Raw genomic sequence first — 17,066 nt, forward strand, 5'->3', positions numbered from 1 at the left:
ATCACAGTTCTCTCCATTTTGTATAGCAAATCAACACAATGAAAATTTTACATAATAGCAATTAAATAACCTGAAAGTATAAATACGCGAAACATAATTTATATACAATTATTATGGCATAGATACTCTAAGTAAATACGTATACCTCTAATGTATCTGGTGCGAATTATCATAGTCACTACTTCGTGATGACTGTGTTACTGCACACAATAAGGCGCCCCCTCTGGGAAAGTTGCTGCGTGAAAGTCAGGGAGCCATCAATGAGTAGTCTGTTTCCGCTGTGCGGTCTGCCGCACGTCTTGAATTTTCGCTTCGCAAAATCTGGTCTTCTTGCTGCCTGTCTCGCTGCGCCGCTTACGCTGGCTGCGCCTGCACTGGCAGAAACATCTCCTGCAACGGACCCGGCCACACCTTCCGGCCCGCAGCTCATTGATAAATCCGAGGACGGCAACACCTACGCCATGCCAGAGGACTATCTCGCCGTCACCGTCGCCCCCCCACCCAAAGCCCCTTATGCCGACCCGCTGGAAAGTGATCTGTCCATCTGGGTGGGTGAAGTGGAAATTCAGGGTCGCAAAACCTTGTGGGTCGAGCTGATCGATCAACACGGCGAAGTCATTTACAACTCCGAAGTCCAGCAGAACGAAACCCATCTCCTGCCAGATGGCAGGGCCATTGCGGTGACCGTGATGCAGCCAGACAGCCACAGCAAAGCCATGCAGTCGGCTGCTCTGAAGAAGGACCAGTCCCGCGTACCAACGGATGAGCGCTTTGTGGTCACCCGCAAGGAAGCTTTTGCCCCAGCGTTGGATACGCAGGTGAACCTGCTGGAGGTGCAGCCTGTTCCAGAGGAAGTCCATAATTCTTTCATGCTCCGCGCAGGAGAGAATGGTGAAATCCTCTGGAAGGCAACCAAAGACGCCATCTCATGGCTGGAAAGCAGATCCTGACAGGAACCAGCTGCGCGCAAATCGATACTCTCTCAAATCGCATTTAGCGTGCATATTCGAACCGCACACACCCCGTGAGCAATTTTATTCTCCTACGGAAGCCCGAGGAGAATAATATCCTAGTCTAACGCACCCTTTGGCAGCCCATTTCTTGTTCTTGCCGGGCCAGCACAGTAGCGTGGTCTCAAAAGGGGTCGAATACCCGCATTCTGAAATTTATCCTGATACGAGTTATTTGAGAGACACTATGGACACGCGCGCCTCTGCCATCGAAGCTATCGGCAACACCCCCCTCATTCGCCTCAAAGGCCCTTCTGAGCGTACCGGCTGTGAAATCCTCGGCAAAGCTGAGTTCATGAACCCGGGCCAGTCCGTCAAGGACCGCGCTGCGCTCTTCATCATCCGTGATGCTGTCAAACGCGGCACCCTGAAGCCAGGCGGCATCATTGTGGAAGGCACCGCAGGCAACACCGGCATCGGCCTCGCACTGGTCGGCAACGCACTGGGCTACCGCTCTGTCATCGTCATTCCCGAGACCCAGTCTCAGGAAAAGAAAGACATGCTGCGCATTGCAGGTGCTGAGCTGATCGAAGTTCCGGCGGTTCCTTACAAGAATCCAAACAACTACATCAAAGTCTCCCAGCGCATCGCTGAAGAGCTGAACAAGACCCATCCGCAGGGCGCCATCTGGGCCAACCAGTTTGACAATGTCGCCAACCGTCAGGGCCACATTGAAACCACCGCTCAGGAAATCTGGCAGCAGACCGACGGCAAAGTCGACGGCTTCATCTGCGCAGTGGGCACAGGCGGCACACTGGCGGGCACCGGCATCGGCCTGAAGGAAAAGAACCCGAACATCAAGATCGGCCTCGCAGATCCGCACGGCGCAGCGCTTTACAACTACTACGCCCACGGCGAGCTGAAGTCCGAAGGCTCCTCCATCTCAGAGGGCATCGGTCAGGGCCGCATCACCGCGAATCTGGAAGACGCGCCGATCGACATCCCTTACCGCATCTCTGATGAGGAAGGCCTACTGATCAACTTTGAACTGCTGCAGAATGAAGGCCTCTGCCTCGGCGGCTCCTCCGGCATCAACGTGGCTGGAGCTGTTCGTCTGGCAAAAGAACTTGGCCCAGGCCACACCATCGTGACCGTGCTGTGTGATTATGGCACCCGCTATCAGGGCAAGATGTTCAACCCAACATTCCTGCGCGAAAAAGGCCTGCCAGTGCCAGAGTGGATGGAACGCAAATCCGACATCGCCATCCCGTTCGAAGCAGCCTGATTGGCTTGAGGCGCCCGCTTTAGGGCGCCAGCTTTCCAGAAAGCCCCAACAGGCTCCGGCAACCTGCCCTTAACGGAAAGCATTGCAAAATTCGCCAAGAGGTTTTGACCAATCCTCTTGGCACAGCTATAAGTAGGTCCTCGCATTACAGGAGTTGTAACGCTTGGAATCTTCATTCAGCCTCCTCTCCCTGATCGCTCTATTCAGTGTATTTTTCTACGCATTGGCAGTGGTTTGTGCCATTCGCGAGATCATGTACTCCCGCACCTCGCAAGGCAGCATTGCCTGGCTGCTCTCCCTGTTTTTCATCCCCATGCCCACAGTCCCGCTTTACTTCATCTTCGCGTGGAAACGGCTGGATGATTACATCGAAGTACGCGACGACATCTCCCAGATCGAGGCCGACGTCCTCAACCGCCACACTCCTTATGTAGACGGCGCAGCCAGCAGTCACTGGCCCGTTCATACCCGTGTGGCCTCCGTCCCGTTTCTGGAAAACAACTCCTGCGACCTGCTCATCGATGGCCCGGCCATGTTCGCCTCCATCATCGAAGGCATCCGCACCGCAGAAAAGCACGTGCTCGTCCAGTTCTTCATCATTCGCGAAGACAGCATCGGACTGGAGCTGGCAGACGCTCTCATTGAGCGCGCCAAAGCAGGCCTGCGCGTTTGCCTGCTTTATGATGATATCGGCTCCCGCTCCCTCTCAACCCAGTACATCACGCGCCTGCAGGACGCTGGCGTCCGCGTCAGCGCGTTTAACAAACGCCACCGCCTCATGCGTATGCTGGGCCCAATGCGCCTCAACTACCGCAATCACCGCAAGGTGGTGGTCACAGACAGCAAGCACTGCTGGATCGGCGGCCACAACATCGGCGAAGAGTATCTCGGCCTCTCAGAAACATTCGGCCATTGGCGCGACACCCACGTAAAAGTCTCCGGCCCCGCAGCTCTTGCTGCTACACTCTCCTTCAGCGAAGACTGGCAGTTCGCCACCGGCAAAACCCTGCAACTGGAACTACCGGGCAGCTTCCCAAAGGCAGATGGTGAGAGCGTCATGGTCATGCCGACCGGCCCTGCCGACATTCAGGAAGACTGTGCCATCACTTTCGTGGAGAGCATTGCACGCGCCAAAGATCGCCTCTGGATCGTCAGCCCCTACTTCGTGCCGGGCATTGAAGTCCTCACAGCGCTCTACGCAGCCGCTCTGCGCGGCGTTGACGTACGCATCCTGCTGCCGGAAAAAGCCGACCACTGGCTCGTCTGGCTCGCCAGCTACGCCCATGCAGACAACCTCGCCAGCCATGGCATCAAGGTCTACCGATATCTGGAAGGCTTCCTGCACGAGAAGGTCATCCTCATCGACAATGAGCTGGCTGGCATCGGCACAGTCAACTTCGACAACCGCTCCTTCAACATCAACTTCGAAATCACCTTGTGGTTCACCGGCCAGAACATGATCAAGAAAACAGAAGAGATGCTGCAGCAGGATTTCAAGGGCGCCCGCCAGACCGACCGCCTCGAACTCAACAACCGCCGCTACGCCTTCCGCGTCCTCGCCCAGGCCGCCCGTCTGTTCTCACCAATACTTTAGTTTTGATGAGGACAGTTCAGTAGACTTGCACACGGGCAGTAAAATACGTTAGGGCCAATTGAGAATAATAACCCAGAGGGCCTTTCGCATGTATTTTGTGCCTGAACTAAGTGTGATGGCGGGTTTCACCGTTGCTGCCTTCATCCTGTCCATCACCCCTGGACCGGACATGACCTTCTTCATGAGCAAAACGCTCACACAGGGCCGAAAAGCTGGACTGATGGCCATTGTTGGCGCAACAAACGGCGTGATGATCCACGCGTTCCTTGCTGCCGTTGGCATCTCCGCCCTGCTCGCTGCCTCCGAGTTTGCTTTCCAGATCCTCAAAACTGTTGGCGCGCTTTATCTGGTTTATCTGGCCTTCCAGATCCTGCGCAACGGCTCTGCGCTGTCACTGGAAGAAGGCGAAGCCTCTCGCGAAACCGCCAGAGCCATCTGGGTGAAAGCCGTGACGATCAACCTGCTCAACCCGAAGGTTGTGCTGTTCTTCGTGACCTTCCTGCCTCAGTTTGTGTCTGCATCAGATCCATACGCAACCTCCAAACTGCTGTTCCTTGGCTTCTTCTTCATTCTGCTGAACGTGCCAAGCAGTCTGGTCATGGTGTTTGGTGCTTCTGCCGTATCCAAGTTCCTGCGCAACTCCCCACGCGTGATGCGCATCCTCGATTACTCTTTTGCGGGCATCATGGCCGCCTTTGCAGTCAAATTGCTTAGCGCACGCTCAACCGTTTAAGACATCAATTTAAGGTGCGCCCAATCATTTCACGGCGCACCTTTCCCTATCCATTTGAGATTATTCCATGACAGAACATTTGTACCGAGAAGATGCCTACCTGCGCAGCAGTGAAGCAGCTGTAAATGAAATCACACCAGAAGGCGGCATCATTCTGGACCGGACCTGCTTCTACCCCAATGGCGGCGGCCAGCCGGGCGACAGTGGCTCTATTGAGCTGGAAGACGGCACCCGTATTCCAATTGCCACCACCGTTTATTCCAAGGATCGCACCCAGATCGTGCATGTGCCAGCAGAAGGCACGCAGCTGCCAGCAGCCTTGAGCGCAGGCGCAAAGGTCACCGCGCACGTTGATTGGGAAACCCGCTACAAGCGCATGCGCGTCCACACAGCCCTGCACCTGCTTTCCGTCGTGCTGCCATTCCCGGTCACAGGCGGTCAGATCAGCGATGGCACAGGCCGTCTGGACTTCGACATTCCGGAAGCCGCACTAGACAAGGAAGAGCTCACCAGCAAGCTTCAGGAGCTCATTGCTGGCGATTATGCCGTCACGCAGGAATGGATCACCGACGAAGAGCTGGAAGCCAATCCCGGCCTTGTAAAGACCATGAGTGTAAAACCACCAATGGGCAGCGGACGGGTAAGACTGGTAAGAATTGGCGAGAACGTTGATTTGCAGCCATGCGGTGGCACACATGTGTCCCAAACCGCACAGATCGGAACCGCTGCAATCACTAAGATTGAGAAAAAAGGCCGTCAAAACAGACGCGTCCGCATCCAGTTGGAGGACTAACACATGGCGCAGGATCCAATTGTCTCAGTAAGCTGGCTCAAGGACCACCTTGATGCACCCGATGTGGTCATCATTGATGCCTCCTGGTACCTGCCTGCCATGGAGCGCAATGCCAAAAAGGAATACGAGCAAGAGCACATTCCCGGCGCTGTCTTCATGGACATTGATGAAGTCTCCGACCAGAGCTCCCCGCTTCCGCATATGATGCCGGAGCCACACGTGTTCTCATCCAAAATGCGCAAGATGGGTATCGGCGACGGCCAGACCATCGTGGTCTATGACGGTGCAGGCATCTTCTCAGCCGCACGCGTCTGGTGGATGTTCCGCGCCTTTGGCGTTGAAAGCGTCTTCGTTCTGGATGGCGGCCTGCCAGCCTGGAAAGAAGAAGGCTACCCACTCACCGATGAAGTTCCAACCCGTCTGGAGCGCCACTTCACAGCCATGCTCAACCACGACATGGTGCGCAATCTGGATGAAGTGCAGGACGCACTGGACAGCAACAGCCACCTTGTTCTGGACGCCCGCGCACCAGAGCGCTTCAAAGGTCTGGCACCCGAGCCACGCGAAGGCGTTCGCGCCGGTCACATGCCAGGGGCTCTCAACCTGCCATTCGGCCTGCTGCTGAACGAAGGCAAACTCCGCTCCAAGGAAGACCTGCAGAACATCTTCAAGCAGGTCGGCGTGGATGCTTCCACCCCGGTGATCACCTCTTGCGGCTCCGGCGTAACCGCTGCCGTTATCACGCTGGCACTGGAGCAGGTCGGCTTTAGCAAAAACGCGCTTTATGACGGTTCCTGGACCGAATGGGGCTCCAGCGAAAAGACAGAAGTCATCAGCGAACCAGCCTGAATTAAACCAGAATCACATTCGCAAGAAAGCCCTGCAAGTCATTGACCTGCAGGGCTTTTGTTTAGGCGACAGTCAACTCTTCCTGCTTGGCAAGCGCATCCTGCTCACCCAGCTGAGCCGCCTCAGCAATCCATGCGGCACGCTCTTCCTCAGTTGACAGATAAGTCGGTGAGAACATGCGGAAGCTGTGGTTTTCAAACCCGACAAAATCGAGAATCTGCAGTCCCATCACTGTGTCGTGAGCCCGATTATAGAGCTCATCGTAGTAGTTCGACGCGGTATCACTGGTGATCAGCACCCGGGCACTCCGCCCTTTCAGCAGCTTCGCTGGCAGCTCTTCACCCTCCACAATCTGGAACGCAAACCCCGGCAGCAAAGTACGGTCCAGCATCCCTTTCATCGCCCCCGGCATACCGCCCCACCACAGCGGATACACAGGCACCCAATGCGTGCACCAGGTCAGGTTCTCCTGAAACGCAACCAGATCCGGCTCCAGCCCCTGTCCACCTTTGTAATCTCCAGACCGCAAACCCGCATCAAACGCCATCGCACTCAGGTTCATCACACGAACCTCTGCCCCCGCCTTGCGCGCAGCATCCGCATAGGCCTCAGCAAGAGCATGCCCGAGACGATCTTCTCCGAGATGACCGCTAAACACAAAAATTCGGTTTGTCATGGGAACTCCATTTATTTGACTGCGGTCAATTTATTTTCAAAATATGACTGGAGTCAATTTATTTTTTGACCATAGTCACTTTATTGAATTTGAGGGAACCATGCTTCAGGGCAAACAAAAACGAGCACAAGAAACCCGCCAGCGCATTCTGGTGGCCGCCACGGACCTGTTCAATCAGGGCAACTTCAACGCGGTCAGCACAGAGAGCATCGCGGAGCAGGCCAATGTCTCCAAAGGCACGCTCTTCGCCCACTTCGGGGACAAGCTCGGCCTGTTTGCAGAGATCGGTTTGAAGGAGCTTAAAACCTGCGTGGATACCCTGCACGAGGAAGCTGAAGCAAGCTCAGCAAGTGGCCGCGAGCAGTTGAATCACTCTCTCATGAAGATTCTGCAGTACTTTGAAAAACAACCAGAATTTCTGCGCATCTTCATCGACGTCGCAGGATGGGAAAAAGGCAGTCGAGCGGAAAACTTCCTCGAAGTCGCCGGAGGCATCGACAAGCTGTTTCAGCGCTTCATCGAGAAAGGCCAGCAGGATAAATCCATCCGCACCATGGATCCAAAACTGGGCGCTGTTTCCGTGCGCGCCTTCATGATCCATGCCGCCATCAGCCGCGTCTGCGGCGAGTATCCAACCACGGAAGAGCAGCATACCGAAGTGGGCAAACTGCTCTCCCTCGTACTCTGATCAGCGCTACACGCCGTACACATCAAACGCAGTTTTAGGCATTTTGCCGCCTGTGAGTTTCGTCAGTACATAGGGCCGCGTGCCCTTCATATGGTGTGCAGTTTCAAACTCCAGCGCCTCAATCACCCCGTCCCGCGGGTGCTTGTGCATAATCTGCTCTACGCTGGATTTCGTCATCCGCCGATGCCCGGCACCAAACAGATCACACATGGCTCCCCGGTTCACCAGATACGCCTCACCTCCATGAGCACGCGCCGACACATAGGCATTCAGATGCAGCGCAATCGCATCTCCCACCTTGTGCACCGTGTTCCTGGCATGCCCGCAGCTGGTAAGATGATTACACGCCACTTCCGCCCCAGAAATCGCAAAGCAGCACTCATGCACTTGCGTCTGGCGATTGTTGATCAGCCCGCTGTCATGCAAAATCGCAGCAGAGAACAACAATTCCCGATCAAACGGCACACCTGCATACTCACCCAGCAGCACCCCAAACAGATAAGTCCGCCAACTGTGGTGCAACAGCCTTACATCATGGGTCTCCGCCGCAAAATCCAGACTATCGCGCACCAATGAAGTCTCTGAGGGCAACAACGCCTCCAGCTCTGCGGATACCGGCGACAGCAAACCCAGCCGATCCTTCACCGTATCACCCAGATCCACCAGCTGCGTGCGCACCAGATTGCCAACAAGCTTCAAATGCTCCAGCTGCGTCATCCGCCCTTTGCTGTAAGCACCTGTTCTCTGGCCCCAGTTCAGGCTTCCCATCACACGCTCAGAGGCTCCACAATCCTTTGCCGTTCCAGACATAACGCACTCTTCCAATTACAAAAATAATTATGTACCGTATCGCATCAATATTTAGAGCTCAATATTTTTATGCGAAGCAGTACATAAATGAGTACATCACGACCACGCGGGCGCCCCCGCCTCTATGATAAAGAGACCGCCCTAACCACAATGCAGCGTATTTTCTGGGAAAACGGCTTCTCTGCCACCAGCCTGGACCAGATCTCTGCGGAAACTGGAATCAACCGCCCAAGCCTTTATGCCGCCTTTGGCTCCAAGAAGGACATGTACATAAAATGTCTGCAGCATTTCGCAGAGATGATGGGCAAACGCACCGAAAACGCCATCCTCTCCGAGCCAGACCTCTCCAAAGGCCTTGAGAAGGTCTTCATGAAAGCCATGGAGATTTACCGGCCAGAAGCCTCCATGGAAGACGGTGGCCCGCTCGGCTGCTTTGTCACCTGCACCGCCCCTGCAGAGGCCGGTGCGGATGAGGAGATCAGGGAAGTCCTGAGAATGGTCCTCGACACCATCGACCAGTCCATGCGCGAAACCGTTGAAGTCGCGATCAAAGATCAGAAAATCCAGCCAAGACAAAACGCCGAGATCACCGGCAACCTGCTGGGGTGCCTGCTCAACGGCCTTTCCCTACGTGCCCGCTCAGGCACCTCGCGCGAGGAACTGCAACTCACTGCCAAAGCAGGCATCTCTCAGATCCTCGCCTAGCGCCGACAAGAACACCTCACACAACACGCCGCCCCATCGGCAAAAAAGAGAGCACCGGTTTTTAGCACCGGTGCTCTCACGTCAACTCACCTGCTTGGTTTAGGTCATGGCGCCATGAGCAACCAGCGCCTGATCAATCGCCATCTTGAACCGGCCCGCAACCTTGGCAAAGCCATCAGACGTGCCGTGGATCTCATCCACCCAATCCGTCAGGTTCGGCATGGCACCCCGGCAATCCACCACAATCACATTGGCATCCGCAGCCGCCAGACCATCCAGCATGGTGTAAAGCTCATCCAGCATGGCGCTGATGATCTTCCGCCCCAACACACTCGGGATGTTGCGGTCAGACAACGGCTCTCCCAGCCACTCATCCTTGGCCGCATGCAGCGGATCGCGTGTATCTCCCTGCCATTTGTAAGGGAACACGTAATCATAGCCATGCACGAACACAGGCATGTTCTGCAGCTCAGAAACCCCGCGAATATCGCTGATCACTCGCTCATACGCCCCTTTCAGAAAAGCAAGCTTCTCCTCAAAGGCCGCGCGATTGATATGTCCGTCCACATCGTTGATATCGCCGTTGAAGTCCTGAAGAATATCAAAGAGAACAGCAACGCCCGTATCCGGATCTTCGCCGATAATGTCATTACCGGCAGCTGAGAACAGGAAGCCGGAGACCTTGTCCTTGTAGTCATAAAGCGCGGAGAGATATTCCCGCCGCCGGGCACGGTCCGGACCGTAGACCATGTTCTGCGCTGTATCTCCCGCAGCACCCAGCGAGTAGATGTTGTAGTGCTCGCTCAGATGATCAATCACATCGTCAATGATAATTGGAAACTGGAACCAGCTGTCCCCTTCAGAGATCAGCATAGGCCTTTCAGGATGATCCTTCATGGCTTCTTTGAAGCGCCAGTACCGACGAATGCGGGAGGCCCAGTTACCGATCTGAAGAGCATTCTCAAACTCCTCATCAATCTCGGTCATCTCCACCAGTTCCGGTTTCACTTGGAACTGTATGTCGAATGCACCCGTATGCCGAACAACCCTGCAGTATTTCAGCAGTTGTTCTTCAGGGACACTCGGATCACGAGCTAACTTCAAAAACTCATCATATGTAATTTTCATAGTATTCCCCCTCTACGATTAACTATTAAACTTTACACAAGAGGTGAGTTTACGGTTAAGCTTGCCATATGCAGATAACAATTTAAAGGTACATTTCATGACCCTTAAATTACAGAATTTAAACAGTGTATTACTTGAAAAAGCAGCCCAACGACTAAGAGACCGAAGCGGGGAATTAAAAAAGACCCGCAGCGCAATTCTGGCAGGAACTCAGGCAGAAACAGACAGCAAGGAACGGTTGGCCCTCTACAATCAACGCGCTGCCACGCTGGCCATGTCCGAAGGTCAAACCACGCCCGTTCAGAGCCCGATCTTTGAAGAAGAAAAGCCAGACCTCACCAGCATTGGCAAGGAAGCCCTGATCGGCACGCAAAACGATTTGCTCCCCATCGAGTTTTTTGAGTACGGCCTCTATGCCGCTCGTTCTGTTGGCAGAATTGAGCACGTCGAAGGACTGAGGTTCGGCACAGGCTTTCTGGTAGGCCATGGCCTGATGATGACCAACCATCATGTTCTCAGCACGCCAGAAGACGCCAAAGCCCACTTCTTTGAGCTTGGCGCAGAGACCAACCGCATTGGCAACCAAACCCCTTCAAAGATCTGCTCCATCGATCCGGATCGTTTTTTCTGGGCCAGTGAGGAGCTGGACATCGCAGTGGTGGCTGTGGTGGATGAAGATCCTGGCTTCATTCCACTGGATCATTACGGATGGCATGCCCTCATCCGCCAGCAAGGCAAAATCAAGAAAGGAGATCCGATTAATATCATTCAGCATCCCCTTGGTCGCAACAAAGCCGTGGTCGTTCATAACAACCACCTTCTGCATATTGAAAATGGAACTGATGCACACATGTTTTGCTGGTACTCGGGCGATACACAGAAAGGCAGCTCCGGTTCTCCCGTCTTCAACAACCGCTGGGAAGTTGTCGCCGTCCACCATATGGCCGTACCGCAAACCAACGCTGATGGCACCATTCTGGACAAACACGGCAATCCTCTTACCCGAGCTCAAGCACGCCGCAGTCCATCCCTCATCGCCTACGCCGCCAACGAAGGCATCCGTACCTCCCGCATTGTCAGCGCACTGGAAGCCGCCCAGTTCACCAAAGCCCACCACGCCGACATCCGAGACTTCCTCCTAAAATCCTGGAGCAGCCCCGGCGCCCACCGCCGAGGCCTGCGCGCCGCCGTAAGAAGCGCATCGGCTTTGTAGCTCCACGGCATCATTTAGTGGCAGGAACGCAGATTACGCACCCAACCGAATCCAGATGCCCGGAAACTCATAGGAGTTGGGACCAATCTTTGTGGCAGGCTTTGCGGAAGGGCTGGTTTGCAGCTTGAAGTTACCGGTGGTCGCAATTTCAAGAACATCACCTGTCGCCGGATCATAGATCATGGCCTTGTCCGTGTCCGTCAGATGACGCGTGCCAGCAACCCAGTGCATTGTACTGGTACCCGCATATTGCACCAGAATGAGGTTTACCTGATTAGTCTGGAAGGGAATGCTAGTCACAGTAGACTGCGTCACAGTCTGACTAAGTTTATTCTGGATCAAGTCTTCTTCACGATTGAAGAGATAACCACCAGCTGCATTCAGAACCTTGAAGTTGTTGAACAGCGCTTTGCCGAACGCGGTGTAATAAGTAATGTTCTTTGCCAAACCCGGGGCAATAGTTTTAGCAACAGCAACCATGCCCGACGGACTGTTCTCCAAATCAAGTGTCCCATCGTTCTCTTTATAAAGAGCGGTCGGGTTTGGTGAGGCAGTCAGATCAAGTTCCAGATTCCCCGAAACTTTGTAGGTCTGCGTCGTTACCACCTCAGCAATCTGCAAGCGATGATAAATAAGATGGCTCAGCCGCCACAAATTGATGCGTCCAGGATCAGTTGTGACATCATAGCCTTTGGTGAGATCAGCCGCATTGAGCGTATTGACGTCTGTTGCCTTGGGCAGAAAGCCAAGTTGTGCAAGAGCCGCGTTCACGCAGTAAGCACCACAGGATTTAGGAGAATGCTGGACGATACCAGCATAAAGATCAAAGTCTGCCATTTTTGTTTTTCCTTGTTGAGAGCAATGCTCTGCAAGGAAAGACGTGACAGGTCCTGTGCTGTGAAAGATGCCTGCGAACAAAACAAAAAAAGCCCCGCTTCAACAGCGAGGCTTTGAATTTGGAACTCTGACCAGATCAGTGGTTGAGGATCTGGGAGAGGAACAGCTGAGTACGCTCATGCTGCGGATTGGTGAAGAATGGCTCTGGCTCATTCTGCTCAACAATCTGGCCCTGATCCATGAAGATCACGCGGTTCGCCACTTTCCGGGCAAAGCCCATTTCGTGGGTCACGCAGAGCATGGTCATGCCCTCTTCCGCCAGACCGATCATCACGTCCAGCACTTCCTTGATCATCTCAGGGTCAAGCGCAGAGGTTGGCTCATCAAACAGCATGACCTTCGGGTTCATGCAGAGCGAACGGGCAATCGCCACACGCTGCTGCTGACCACCGGAAAGCTGACCAGGATACTTGTTGGCCTGCTCAGGGATCTTCACGCGCTCAAGATAGTGCATCGCAATCTCTTCAGCCTGCTTCTTTGGCATCTTGCGAACCCAGATTGGAGCCAGTGTACAGTTCTCCAGAATGGTCAGATGCGGGAACAGGTTGAAGTGCTGGAAGCACATACCCACTTCGCGGCGGATCTCATCAATCTTCTTAAGGTCAGAAGTCAGCTCGATACCGTCAACAACGATACGGCCCTTCTGATGTTCCTCAAGGCGGTTGATGCAGCGGATCATGGTGGATTTACCAGAACCGGACGGGCCACAGATAACGATACGTTCGCCGCGCATAACCTTTAGGTTAATGTCACGCAGAACGTGGAAGTCTCCGTACCACTTGTTCATACCTGTAATCTCGATAGCCACATCGGTATCGGATACATGCATTTTAGAGCGGTCCGCCTGGATATCTTCAGCGAGGTTTACGTCACTCATTTTTATAACTCCGAATTTTTAGGCATGCACCAGGCGACTAGCGATGGCCGGTATGCAGTTTGCGTTCCAAATACATCGAATATCGGGACATTGCAAAGCAGAAGATAAAGAACATGAACGCGATAAACGCATAAAGTTCCACAAAGATACCATTCCAACGTTGGTCAGCAAGCGTAGGCGCAACCAGTCCGAGAGGATCCATAAGGCCAATGATCAGCACCAGAGTGGTGTCCTTAAACAGGCCGATAAAGGTATTCACGATTCCTGGGATGGAGATTTTCAGCGCTTGCGGCAGAATAATCAGACGCATGCTCTGCCAATAACTCAGCCCCAACGCATCCGCAGCCTCGTACTGTCCCTTAGGCAATGCCGCCAGACCACCACGGATAACCTCCGCCATGTAAGCACTGGCAAACAGCGTCACCATAATGACAACACGCAGCACGATGTCGAAGTTCACGCCCTTCGGTAGGAAGTAGTTGAGCAGCACGTGCGCAACAAACAGAAGGGTAATGAGCGGCACACCGCGGATGAATTCAATGAAGATCACAGCCAGTGACTTCACGATCGGCAGGTTAGAGCTACGGGACAGCGCCAGTACAATACCAATCGGCAGAGAGAACGAGATACCTGAAACACCAATGATCATGGTCAGCAGCAGACCACCAAGCTTGGTGGAGGACACTGGTTCAAGACCAAAACCACCCCAGATCAGCCAGAACGCCACAAATGGGTAGGTCATGGAGGCCATCAACGCAGCACCGCGCTTCGGCATGCCATCCCAAAGCGCAGGAACCAGAGCCACAAACAGCAGTACGAAGGCCAAGATTGGACGCCAGTACAGCTCAGTTGGGTAGAAGCCAAACAGGAACTGATGATAACGCTCACGAATAACCGCCCAGCACGCACCATTTTCTGTCAGCGCACGGCACTCATCCAGAGAGTTTGCATTCCACACGGAATTGACAAACGCCCAGTTAAAGATGCCAGGAACCGTCGAGAACACCACAAAGACGGAAACCAGCGTCAAAATAGTGTTCAGCGGTGAGGAGAACAGGTTCTCACGAGCCCAGCCAACCGCACCAGTTGTGCCCTGGGGAGGCGGCAACTGAGGCTTTTCAGAGGTCGCGACATAGGCAAAAGTGTTTTCACTCATCTTAGCGCCCCTTCAGCTTTACGGATTCGTTGTAAACGTTCATCACAGCTGAAATGCTTAGCGAAATCAGCAGATACGTTGCCATGAGCAGCAACATACATTCCATCTCACGACCGGTCTGGTTCAGCGTAATACCGCCGAGCGTACCCGTCAGATCCATATAACCAACCGCAATCGCCAGAGACGAGTTCTTGGTGATGTTCAGGTAGTTGGAGATCATTGGCGGAATAATGATGCGCAGGGACTGCGGCAGAACAACAAGGCTCATGGTCCGTCTTGGACGAAGGCCAAGCGCATAAGCAGCTTCTGTCTGCCCCTTACTGATCGCCATAATACCCGCGCGCACAATCTCCGCAACAAATGCAGCAGAGTAGATGGAAAGCGCAAACCACAGAGCAATCAGCGGCGTACCAACTTTCAGGCCACCCTTCAGGTTGAAGCGACCAGCAACAGGGTAATCAAGACCAATCGGCATGCCAGAAGCAAAGTAAGCCAGCACGGTCGGTACAATCAGGATCGCCAGAGAGATATAGCCAACTGGCAAAATCTGGCCAGTTGCTTCCTGACGCTGACGCGCCCAACGACGGAAGACAAAAATACCCGCGATGGAAGCCAGTAGGACTGCAACAACAATCTGGTAGCCACCGTCAAACGTCAGTCCTGGAATGTAGAAGCCACGGTTTGTTGCATAAACCGCCCCTTCAATAACTGGTGCTTTGACAGCCTGCTTTGGTGTCGGAAACACGTGAATGAAGACAGCGTACCAAGCCAGAATTTGCAGCAGCAGCGGTACGTTACGAACGCCTTCAATGTAAACCGCCATCAAACGGGAAACGACCCAGTTATTGGAGAGACGCAGAACACCGACAAATACGCCGATGATAGTCGCAGTCACACACGCAAGAAACGCAACCAGAAGCGTGTTGAGCAAGCCGACAAGAGCCGCTTTCCAGTGACCGGAAGCGGAGGTGTAGTTCACCAGGACCTGACCAATGTCATAGCCTGCTGGTTCGTATAAGAATCCGAAATTGAAATCTTTGCCAAGTGCTTCGAGGTTCTCGACAGCATTGCTGATGAGCATCATCACAACTGACAGAGCAACGACAAGCGCGATAATCTGGATCGTATAGGATCTGTATCGAGCATCTCGCCACAGTTGCGACAACTGGAAGCTATTATCGGCTGGTACGGTTGAAGTGCTCATAAGTAGCCCGCCTTATTTATTATGCTTAGAAAAAAGGGCGCTGTTATCCTGCAACAGCGCCCCCTTTTGTCAGATCTCGATCAGATCAACGGAATGGAGGTGCGTACTGCAGACCACCTTCAGTCCACATAGCATTCAGACCACGAGCAAGGTTAACTTTGGTCTGTGTACCGAGGTGACGCTCGAACACTTCACCGTAGTTACCAACTGCTTTGATAGCTACGAGAGCGAAGTCGTTACCCAGACCAACGGATGCACCCATTTCGCCGGAAGCACCAAGCAGACGCAGAACTTCTGGGTCTTTGGAGTTCGCAGCCATTTCGTCTGCATTCGCAGCGGTGATGCCTTTTTCTTCAGCAATCTTCAGCGCGTTCAGAACCCAGCGGCCAATGTCTGCCCACTGATCGTCGCCATGACGGACAAGCGGACCGAGTGGCTCTTTGGAGATGATTTCAGGCAGAACGATGTGGTCGTCTGCGTTCTCGAAAGTCGCGCGCGATGCAGCCAGACCGGAAGCATCGGTGGTGTACACGTCACAAGCATCTGCAAGGTAGTTTGCACGACCTTCAGTGTTTGTCTCGATGGACAGTGGCTCGTAAGACATGCCTTCAGCTGTGAAGTAGTCAGACAGGTTCAGCTCTGTAGTTGTACCGGTCTGGATACAAACGGTTGCACCGTCCAGCTCTTTAGCAGAAGCAACGCCGAGGGACTTCTTCACCATGAAGCCCTGACCGTCGTAATAGCTCACACCCAGGAAGGTGAACTTCAGGTCAGCGTCACGGGAGAATGTCCAGGTGGTGTTACGGGACAGGATGTCTACCTCACCGGAAGCCAGCGCAGTAAAGCGGGTCTTACCAGTGGTTGGAGAGAACTCAACAGCATCCGCGTCACCCAGAACAGCAGCAGCTACCGCACGGCAGTAGTCAACGTCGAAGCCCTGCCACTTGCCGTTTTCGTCAGTGTAGGAAAAGCCTGCAAGACCAGTAGAAACCGCACAACGCAGTTTGCCGCGCTCTTGCACGTCTTCAAGAGTGCCAGCGGAAGCTGCGGACAAAGAAGTCGCTGCGAACGCTGCACCCAGCGCAACTGGAAGGATCATTTTTTTCATAGAATTGGAGCCTCTTTTTTTGTCCAATTTTAAAATTCATCACCGGAAGTAGCAGGCTGTTCCCTTTCTCCTAGGAAAACATCCGAAACAAACACGTCAGCGCGTGCCCTTAAAGCCCCCCTATTGGCTTCAACCACTCCTCATCAAGCATTCGATGATATTTCTCTAAAAACGTCAAGAGGTTTTTATTAATAAGTTAGTCTACGAGGTGATATTCATCAACGATTGCAAAGTTTCTATGCAAATTATATCTCAAATGCATGCGATTTAACCATTAATCAAAATCGAGAAATATAGTTACGTATACGCATACAAACAAATTAATCCAAACAATACTGAAATAGAGAGGAAATATTACTTAGATTACAAGCGCAATGAAAAAACTAACCTTGAAAACTGA

General features: G+C 53.4%; 17 protein-coding genes. 9 read left to right on the plus strand and 8 right to left on the minus strand.

The window, feature by feature from the left end:
• The first annotated feature begins 260 nt into the window (after positions 1-260).
• From AC3CB2_RS07235 to sseA, 6 genes are all read left to right on the plus strand, one after another.
• Positions 261-950, plus strand: a complete 690-nt coding sequence (locus AC3CB2_RS07235) for a hypothetical protein (RefSeq protein ID WP_352929679.1) — start codon at positions 261-263, stop codon at positions 948-950.
• A 247-nt stretch (positions 951-1,197) separates the two neighbouring features.
• Complete coding sequence (locus AC3CB2_RS07240; RefSeq protein ID WP_352929676.1) at positions 1,198-2,235, plus strand: cysteine synthase A; 1,038 nt, start codon at positions 1,198-1,200, stop codon at positions 2,233-2,235.
• A 163-nt stretch (positions 2,236-2,398) separates the two neighbouring features.
• Positions 2,399-3,829 carry a cardiolipin synthase gene (gene cls, locus AC3CB2_RS07245; RefSeq protein WP_352929673.1) on the plus strand — a complete coding sequence of 477 codons (1,431 nt, stop codon included), beginning with the start codon at positions 2,399-2,401 and terminating at the stop codon, positions 3,827-3,829.
• Between the two features lie 88 nt (positions 3,830-3,917).
• Positions 3,918-4,562 (plus strand): LysE family translocator, encoded by a 645-nt coding sequence (locus tag AC3CB2_RS07250; protein ID WP_352929670.1) that lies wholly within the window; start codon positions 3,918-3,920, stop codon positions 4,560-4,562.
• A gap of 67 nt (positions 4,563-4,629) precedes the next feature.
• Positions 4,630-5,355, plus strand: a complete 726-nt coding sequence (locus AC3CB2_RS07255) for an alanyl-tRNA editing protein (protein ID WP_352929668.1) — start codon at positions 4,630-4,632, stop codon at positions 5,353-5,355.
• A 3-nt stretch (positions 5,356-5,358) separates the two neighbouring features.
• Entirely contained in the window at positions 5,359-6,204 is an 846-nt protein-coding gene (gene sseA / locus AC3CB2_RS07260; RefSeq protein ID WP_352929665.1) for a 3-mercaptopyruvate sulfurtransferase, read from the plus strand.
• Positions 6,205-6,265: 61 nt separating this feature from the next.
• On the opposite strand, the gene AC3CB2_RS07265 is transcribed toward sseA, so the two are convergent.
• A complete protein-coding gene (locus tag AC3CB2_RS07265) occupies positions 6,266-6,880 on the minus strand; it encodes an NAD(P)H-dependent oxidoreductase (protein ID WP_352929662.1) in 615 nt (204 codons plus the stop codon).
• Positions 6,881-6,980: 100 nt separating this feature from the next.
• On the opposite strand from AC3CB2_RS07265, the gene AC3CB2_RS07270 reads away from it, so the two are divergent.
• Positions 6,981-7,568 carry a TetR/AcrR family transcriptional regulator gene (locus AC3CB2_RS07270; RefSeq protein ID WP_352929659.1) on the plus strand — a complete coding sequence of 196 codons (588 nt, stop codon included), beginning with the start codon at positions 6,981-6,983 and terminating at the stop codon, positions 7,566-7,568.
• Between the two features lie 6 nt (positions 7,569-7,574).
• On the opposite strand, the gene AC3CB2_RS07275 is transcribed toward AC3CB2_RS07270, so the two are convergent.
• Positions 7,575-8,378, minus strand: a complete 804-nt coding sequence (locus AC3CB2_RS07275) for an HD domain-containing protein (protein ID WP_352929656.1) — start codon at positions 8,376-8,378, stop codon at positions 7,575-7,577.
• A gap of 87 nt (positions 8,379-8,465) precedes the next feature.
• On the opposite strand from AC3CB2_RS07275, the gene AC3CB2_RS07280 reads away from it, so the two are divergent.
• Positions 8,466-9,083, plus strand: a complete 618-nt coding sequence (locus AC3CB2_RS07280) for a TetR/AcrR family transcriptional regulator (RefSeq protein WP_352929653.1) — start codon at positions 8,466-8,468, stop codon at positions 9,081-9,083.
• 99 nt (positions 9,084-9,182) lie between these two features.
• Here AC3CB2_RS07280 and AC3CB2_RS07285 read toward each other — a convergent pair whose 3' ends face one another.
• On the minus strand, positions 9,183-10,211 hold the full coding sequence (locus AC3CB2_RS07285) for a hypothetical protein (protein ID WP_352929650.1): 1,029 nt from the start codon (positions 10,209-10,211) through the stop codon (positions 9,183-9,185).
• Between the two features lie 97 nt (positions 10,212-10,308).
• On the opposite strand from AC3CB2_RS07285, the gene AC3CB2_RS07290 reads away from it, so the two are divergent.
• Positions 10,309-11,424: a trypsin-like serine peptidase gene (locus AC3CB2_RS07290; RefSeq protein WP_352929647.1), complete on the plus strand. Its 1,116-nt coding sequence runs from the start codon at positions 10,309-10,311 to the stop codon at positions 11,422-11,424.
• A 33-nt stretch (positions 11,425-11,457) separates the two neighbouring features.
• Here AC3CB2_RS07290 and AC3CB2_RS07295 read toward each other — a convergent pair whose 3' ends face one another.
• The 5 genes from AC3CB2_RS07295 to AC3CB2_RS07315 all read right to left on the minus strand — a co-directional run bounded on the left by AC3CB2_RS07295 (position 11,458) and on the right by AC3CB2_RS07315 (position 16,666).
• Positions 11,458-12,261, minus strand: coding sequence for a hypothetical protein (locus AC3CB2_RS07295; RefSeq protein WP_352929644.1), 804 nt, complete (start codon positions 12,259-12,261; stop codon positions 11,458-11,460).
• 136 nt (positions 12,262-12,397) lie between these two features.
• Positions 12,398-13,198, minus strand: coding sequence for an amino acid ABC transporter ATP-binding protein (locus AC3CB2_RS07300; RefSeq protein WP_008546717.1), 801 nt, complete (start codon positions 13,196-13,198; stop codon positions 12,398-12,400).
• A gap of 37 nt (positions 13,199-13,235) precedes the next feature.
• Positions 13,236-14,354: an amino acid ABC transporter permease gene (locus AC3CB2_RS07305; protein WP_008546704.1), complete on the minus strand. Its 1,119-nt coding sequence runs from the start codon at positions 14,352-14,354 to the stop codon at positions 13,236-13,238.
• Position 14,355: 1 nt separating this feature from the next.
• Entirely contained in the window at positions 14,356-15,558 is a 1,203-nt protein-coding gene (locus AC3CB2_RS07310; RefSeq protein ID WP_014286012.1) for an amino acid ABC transporter permease, read from the minus strand.
• 85 nt (positions 15,559-15,643) lie between these two features.
• Positions 15,644-16,666, minus strand: a complete 1,023-nt coding sequence (locus AC3CB2_RS07315; protein ID WP_083416974.1) for an amino acid ABC transporter substrate-binding protein — start codon at positions 16,664-16,666, stop codon at positions 15,644-15,646.
• Positions 16,667-17,066 lie beyond the last annotated feature (400 nt).

Source organism: Pseudovibrio sp. SCP20 (assembly GCF_057774105.1).

What these genes read in the sequence shown, in the direction of transcription:
- AC3CB2_RS07300 (WP_008546717.1), bottom strand. Translation starts at nt 13,198, where the DNA reads ATGAGTGACGTAAACCTCGCTGAAGATATCCAGGCGGACCGCTCTAAA.
- AC3CB2_RS07315 (WP_083416974.1), bottom strand. Translation starts at nt 16,666, where the DNA reads ATGAAAAAAATGATCCTTCCAGTTGCGCTGGGTGCAGCGTTCGCAGCG.
- AC3CB2_RS07305 (WP_008546704.1), bottom strand. Translation starts at nt 14,354, where the DNA reads ATGAGTGAAAACACTTTTGCCTATGTCGCGACCTCTGAAAAGCCTCAG.
- AC3CB2_RS07265 (WP_352929662.1), bottom strand. Translation starts at nt 6,880, where the DNA reads ATGACAAACCGAATTTTTGTGTTTAGCGGTCATCTCGGAGAAGATCGT.
- AC3CB2_RS07295 (WP_352929644.1), bottom strand. Translation starts at nt 12,261, where the DNA reads ATGGCAGACTTTGATCTTTATGCTGGTATCGTCCAGCATTCTCCTAAA.
- AC3CB2_RS07250 (WP_352929670.1), top strand. Translation starts at nt 3,918, where the DNA reads ATGTATTTTGTGCCTGAACTAAGTGTGATGGCGGGTTTCACCGTTGCT.
- AC3CB2_RS07255 (WP_352929668.1), top strand. Translation starts at nt 4,630, where the DNA reads ATGACAGAACATTTGTACCGAGAAGATGCCTACCTGCGCAGCAGTGAA.
- AC3CB2_RS07290 (WP_352929647.1), top strand. Translation starts at nt 10,309, where the DNA reads ATGACCCTTAAATTACAGAATTTAAACAGTGTATTACTTGAAAAAGCA.
- AC3CB2_RS07240 (WP_352929676.1), top strand. Translation starts at nt 1,198, where the DNA reads ATGGACACGCGCGCCTCTGCCATCGAAGCTATCGGCAACACCCCCCTC.
- AC3CB2_RS07280 (WP_352929653.1), top strand. Translation starts at nt 8,466, where the DNA reads ATGAGTACATCACGACCACGCGGGCGCCCCCGCCTCTATGATAAAGAG.
- AC3CB2_RS07235 (WP_352929679.1), top strand. Translation starts at nt 261, where the DNA reads ATGAGTAGTCTGTTTCCGCTGTGCGGTCTGCCGCACGTCTTGAATTTT.
- AC3CB2_RS07310 (WP_014286012.1), bottom strand. Translation starts at nt 15,558, where the DNA reads ATGAGCACTTCAACCGTACCAGCCGATAATAGCTTCCAGTTGTCGCAA.
- AC3CB2_RS07285 (WP_352929650.1), bottom strand. Translation starts at nt 10,211, where the DNA reads ATGAAAATTACATATGATGAGTTTTTGAAGTTAGCTCGTGATCCGAGT.
- AC3CB2_RS07275 (WP_352929656.1), bottom strand. Translation starts at nt 8,378, where the DNA reads ATGTCTGGAACGGCAAAGGATTGTGGAGCCTCTGAGCGTGTGATGGGA.
- sseA (WP_352929665.1), top strand. Translation starts at nt 5,359, where the DNA reads ATGGCGCAGGATCCAATTGTCTCAGTAAGCTGGCTCAAGGACCACCTT.
- AC3CB2_RS07270 (WP_352929659.1), top strand. Translation starts at nt 6,981, where the DNA reads ATGCTTCAGGGCAAACAAAAACGAGCACAAGAAACCCGCCAGCGCATT.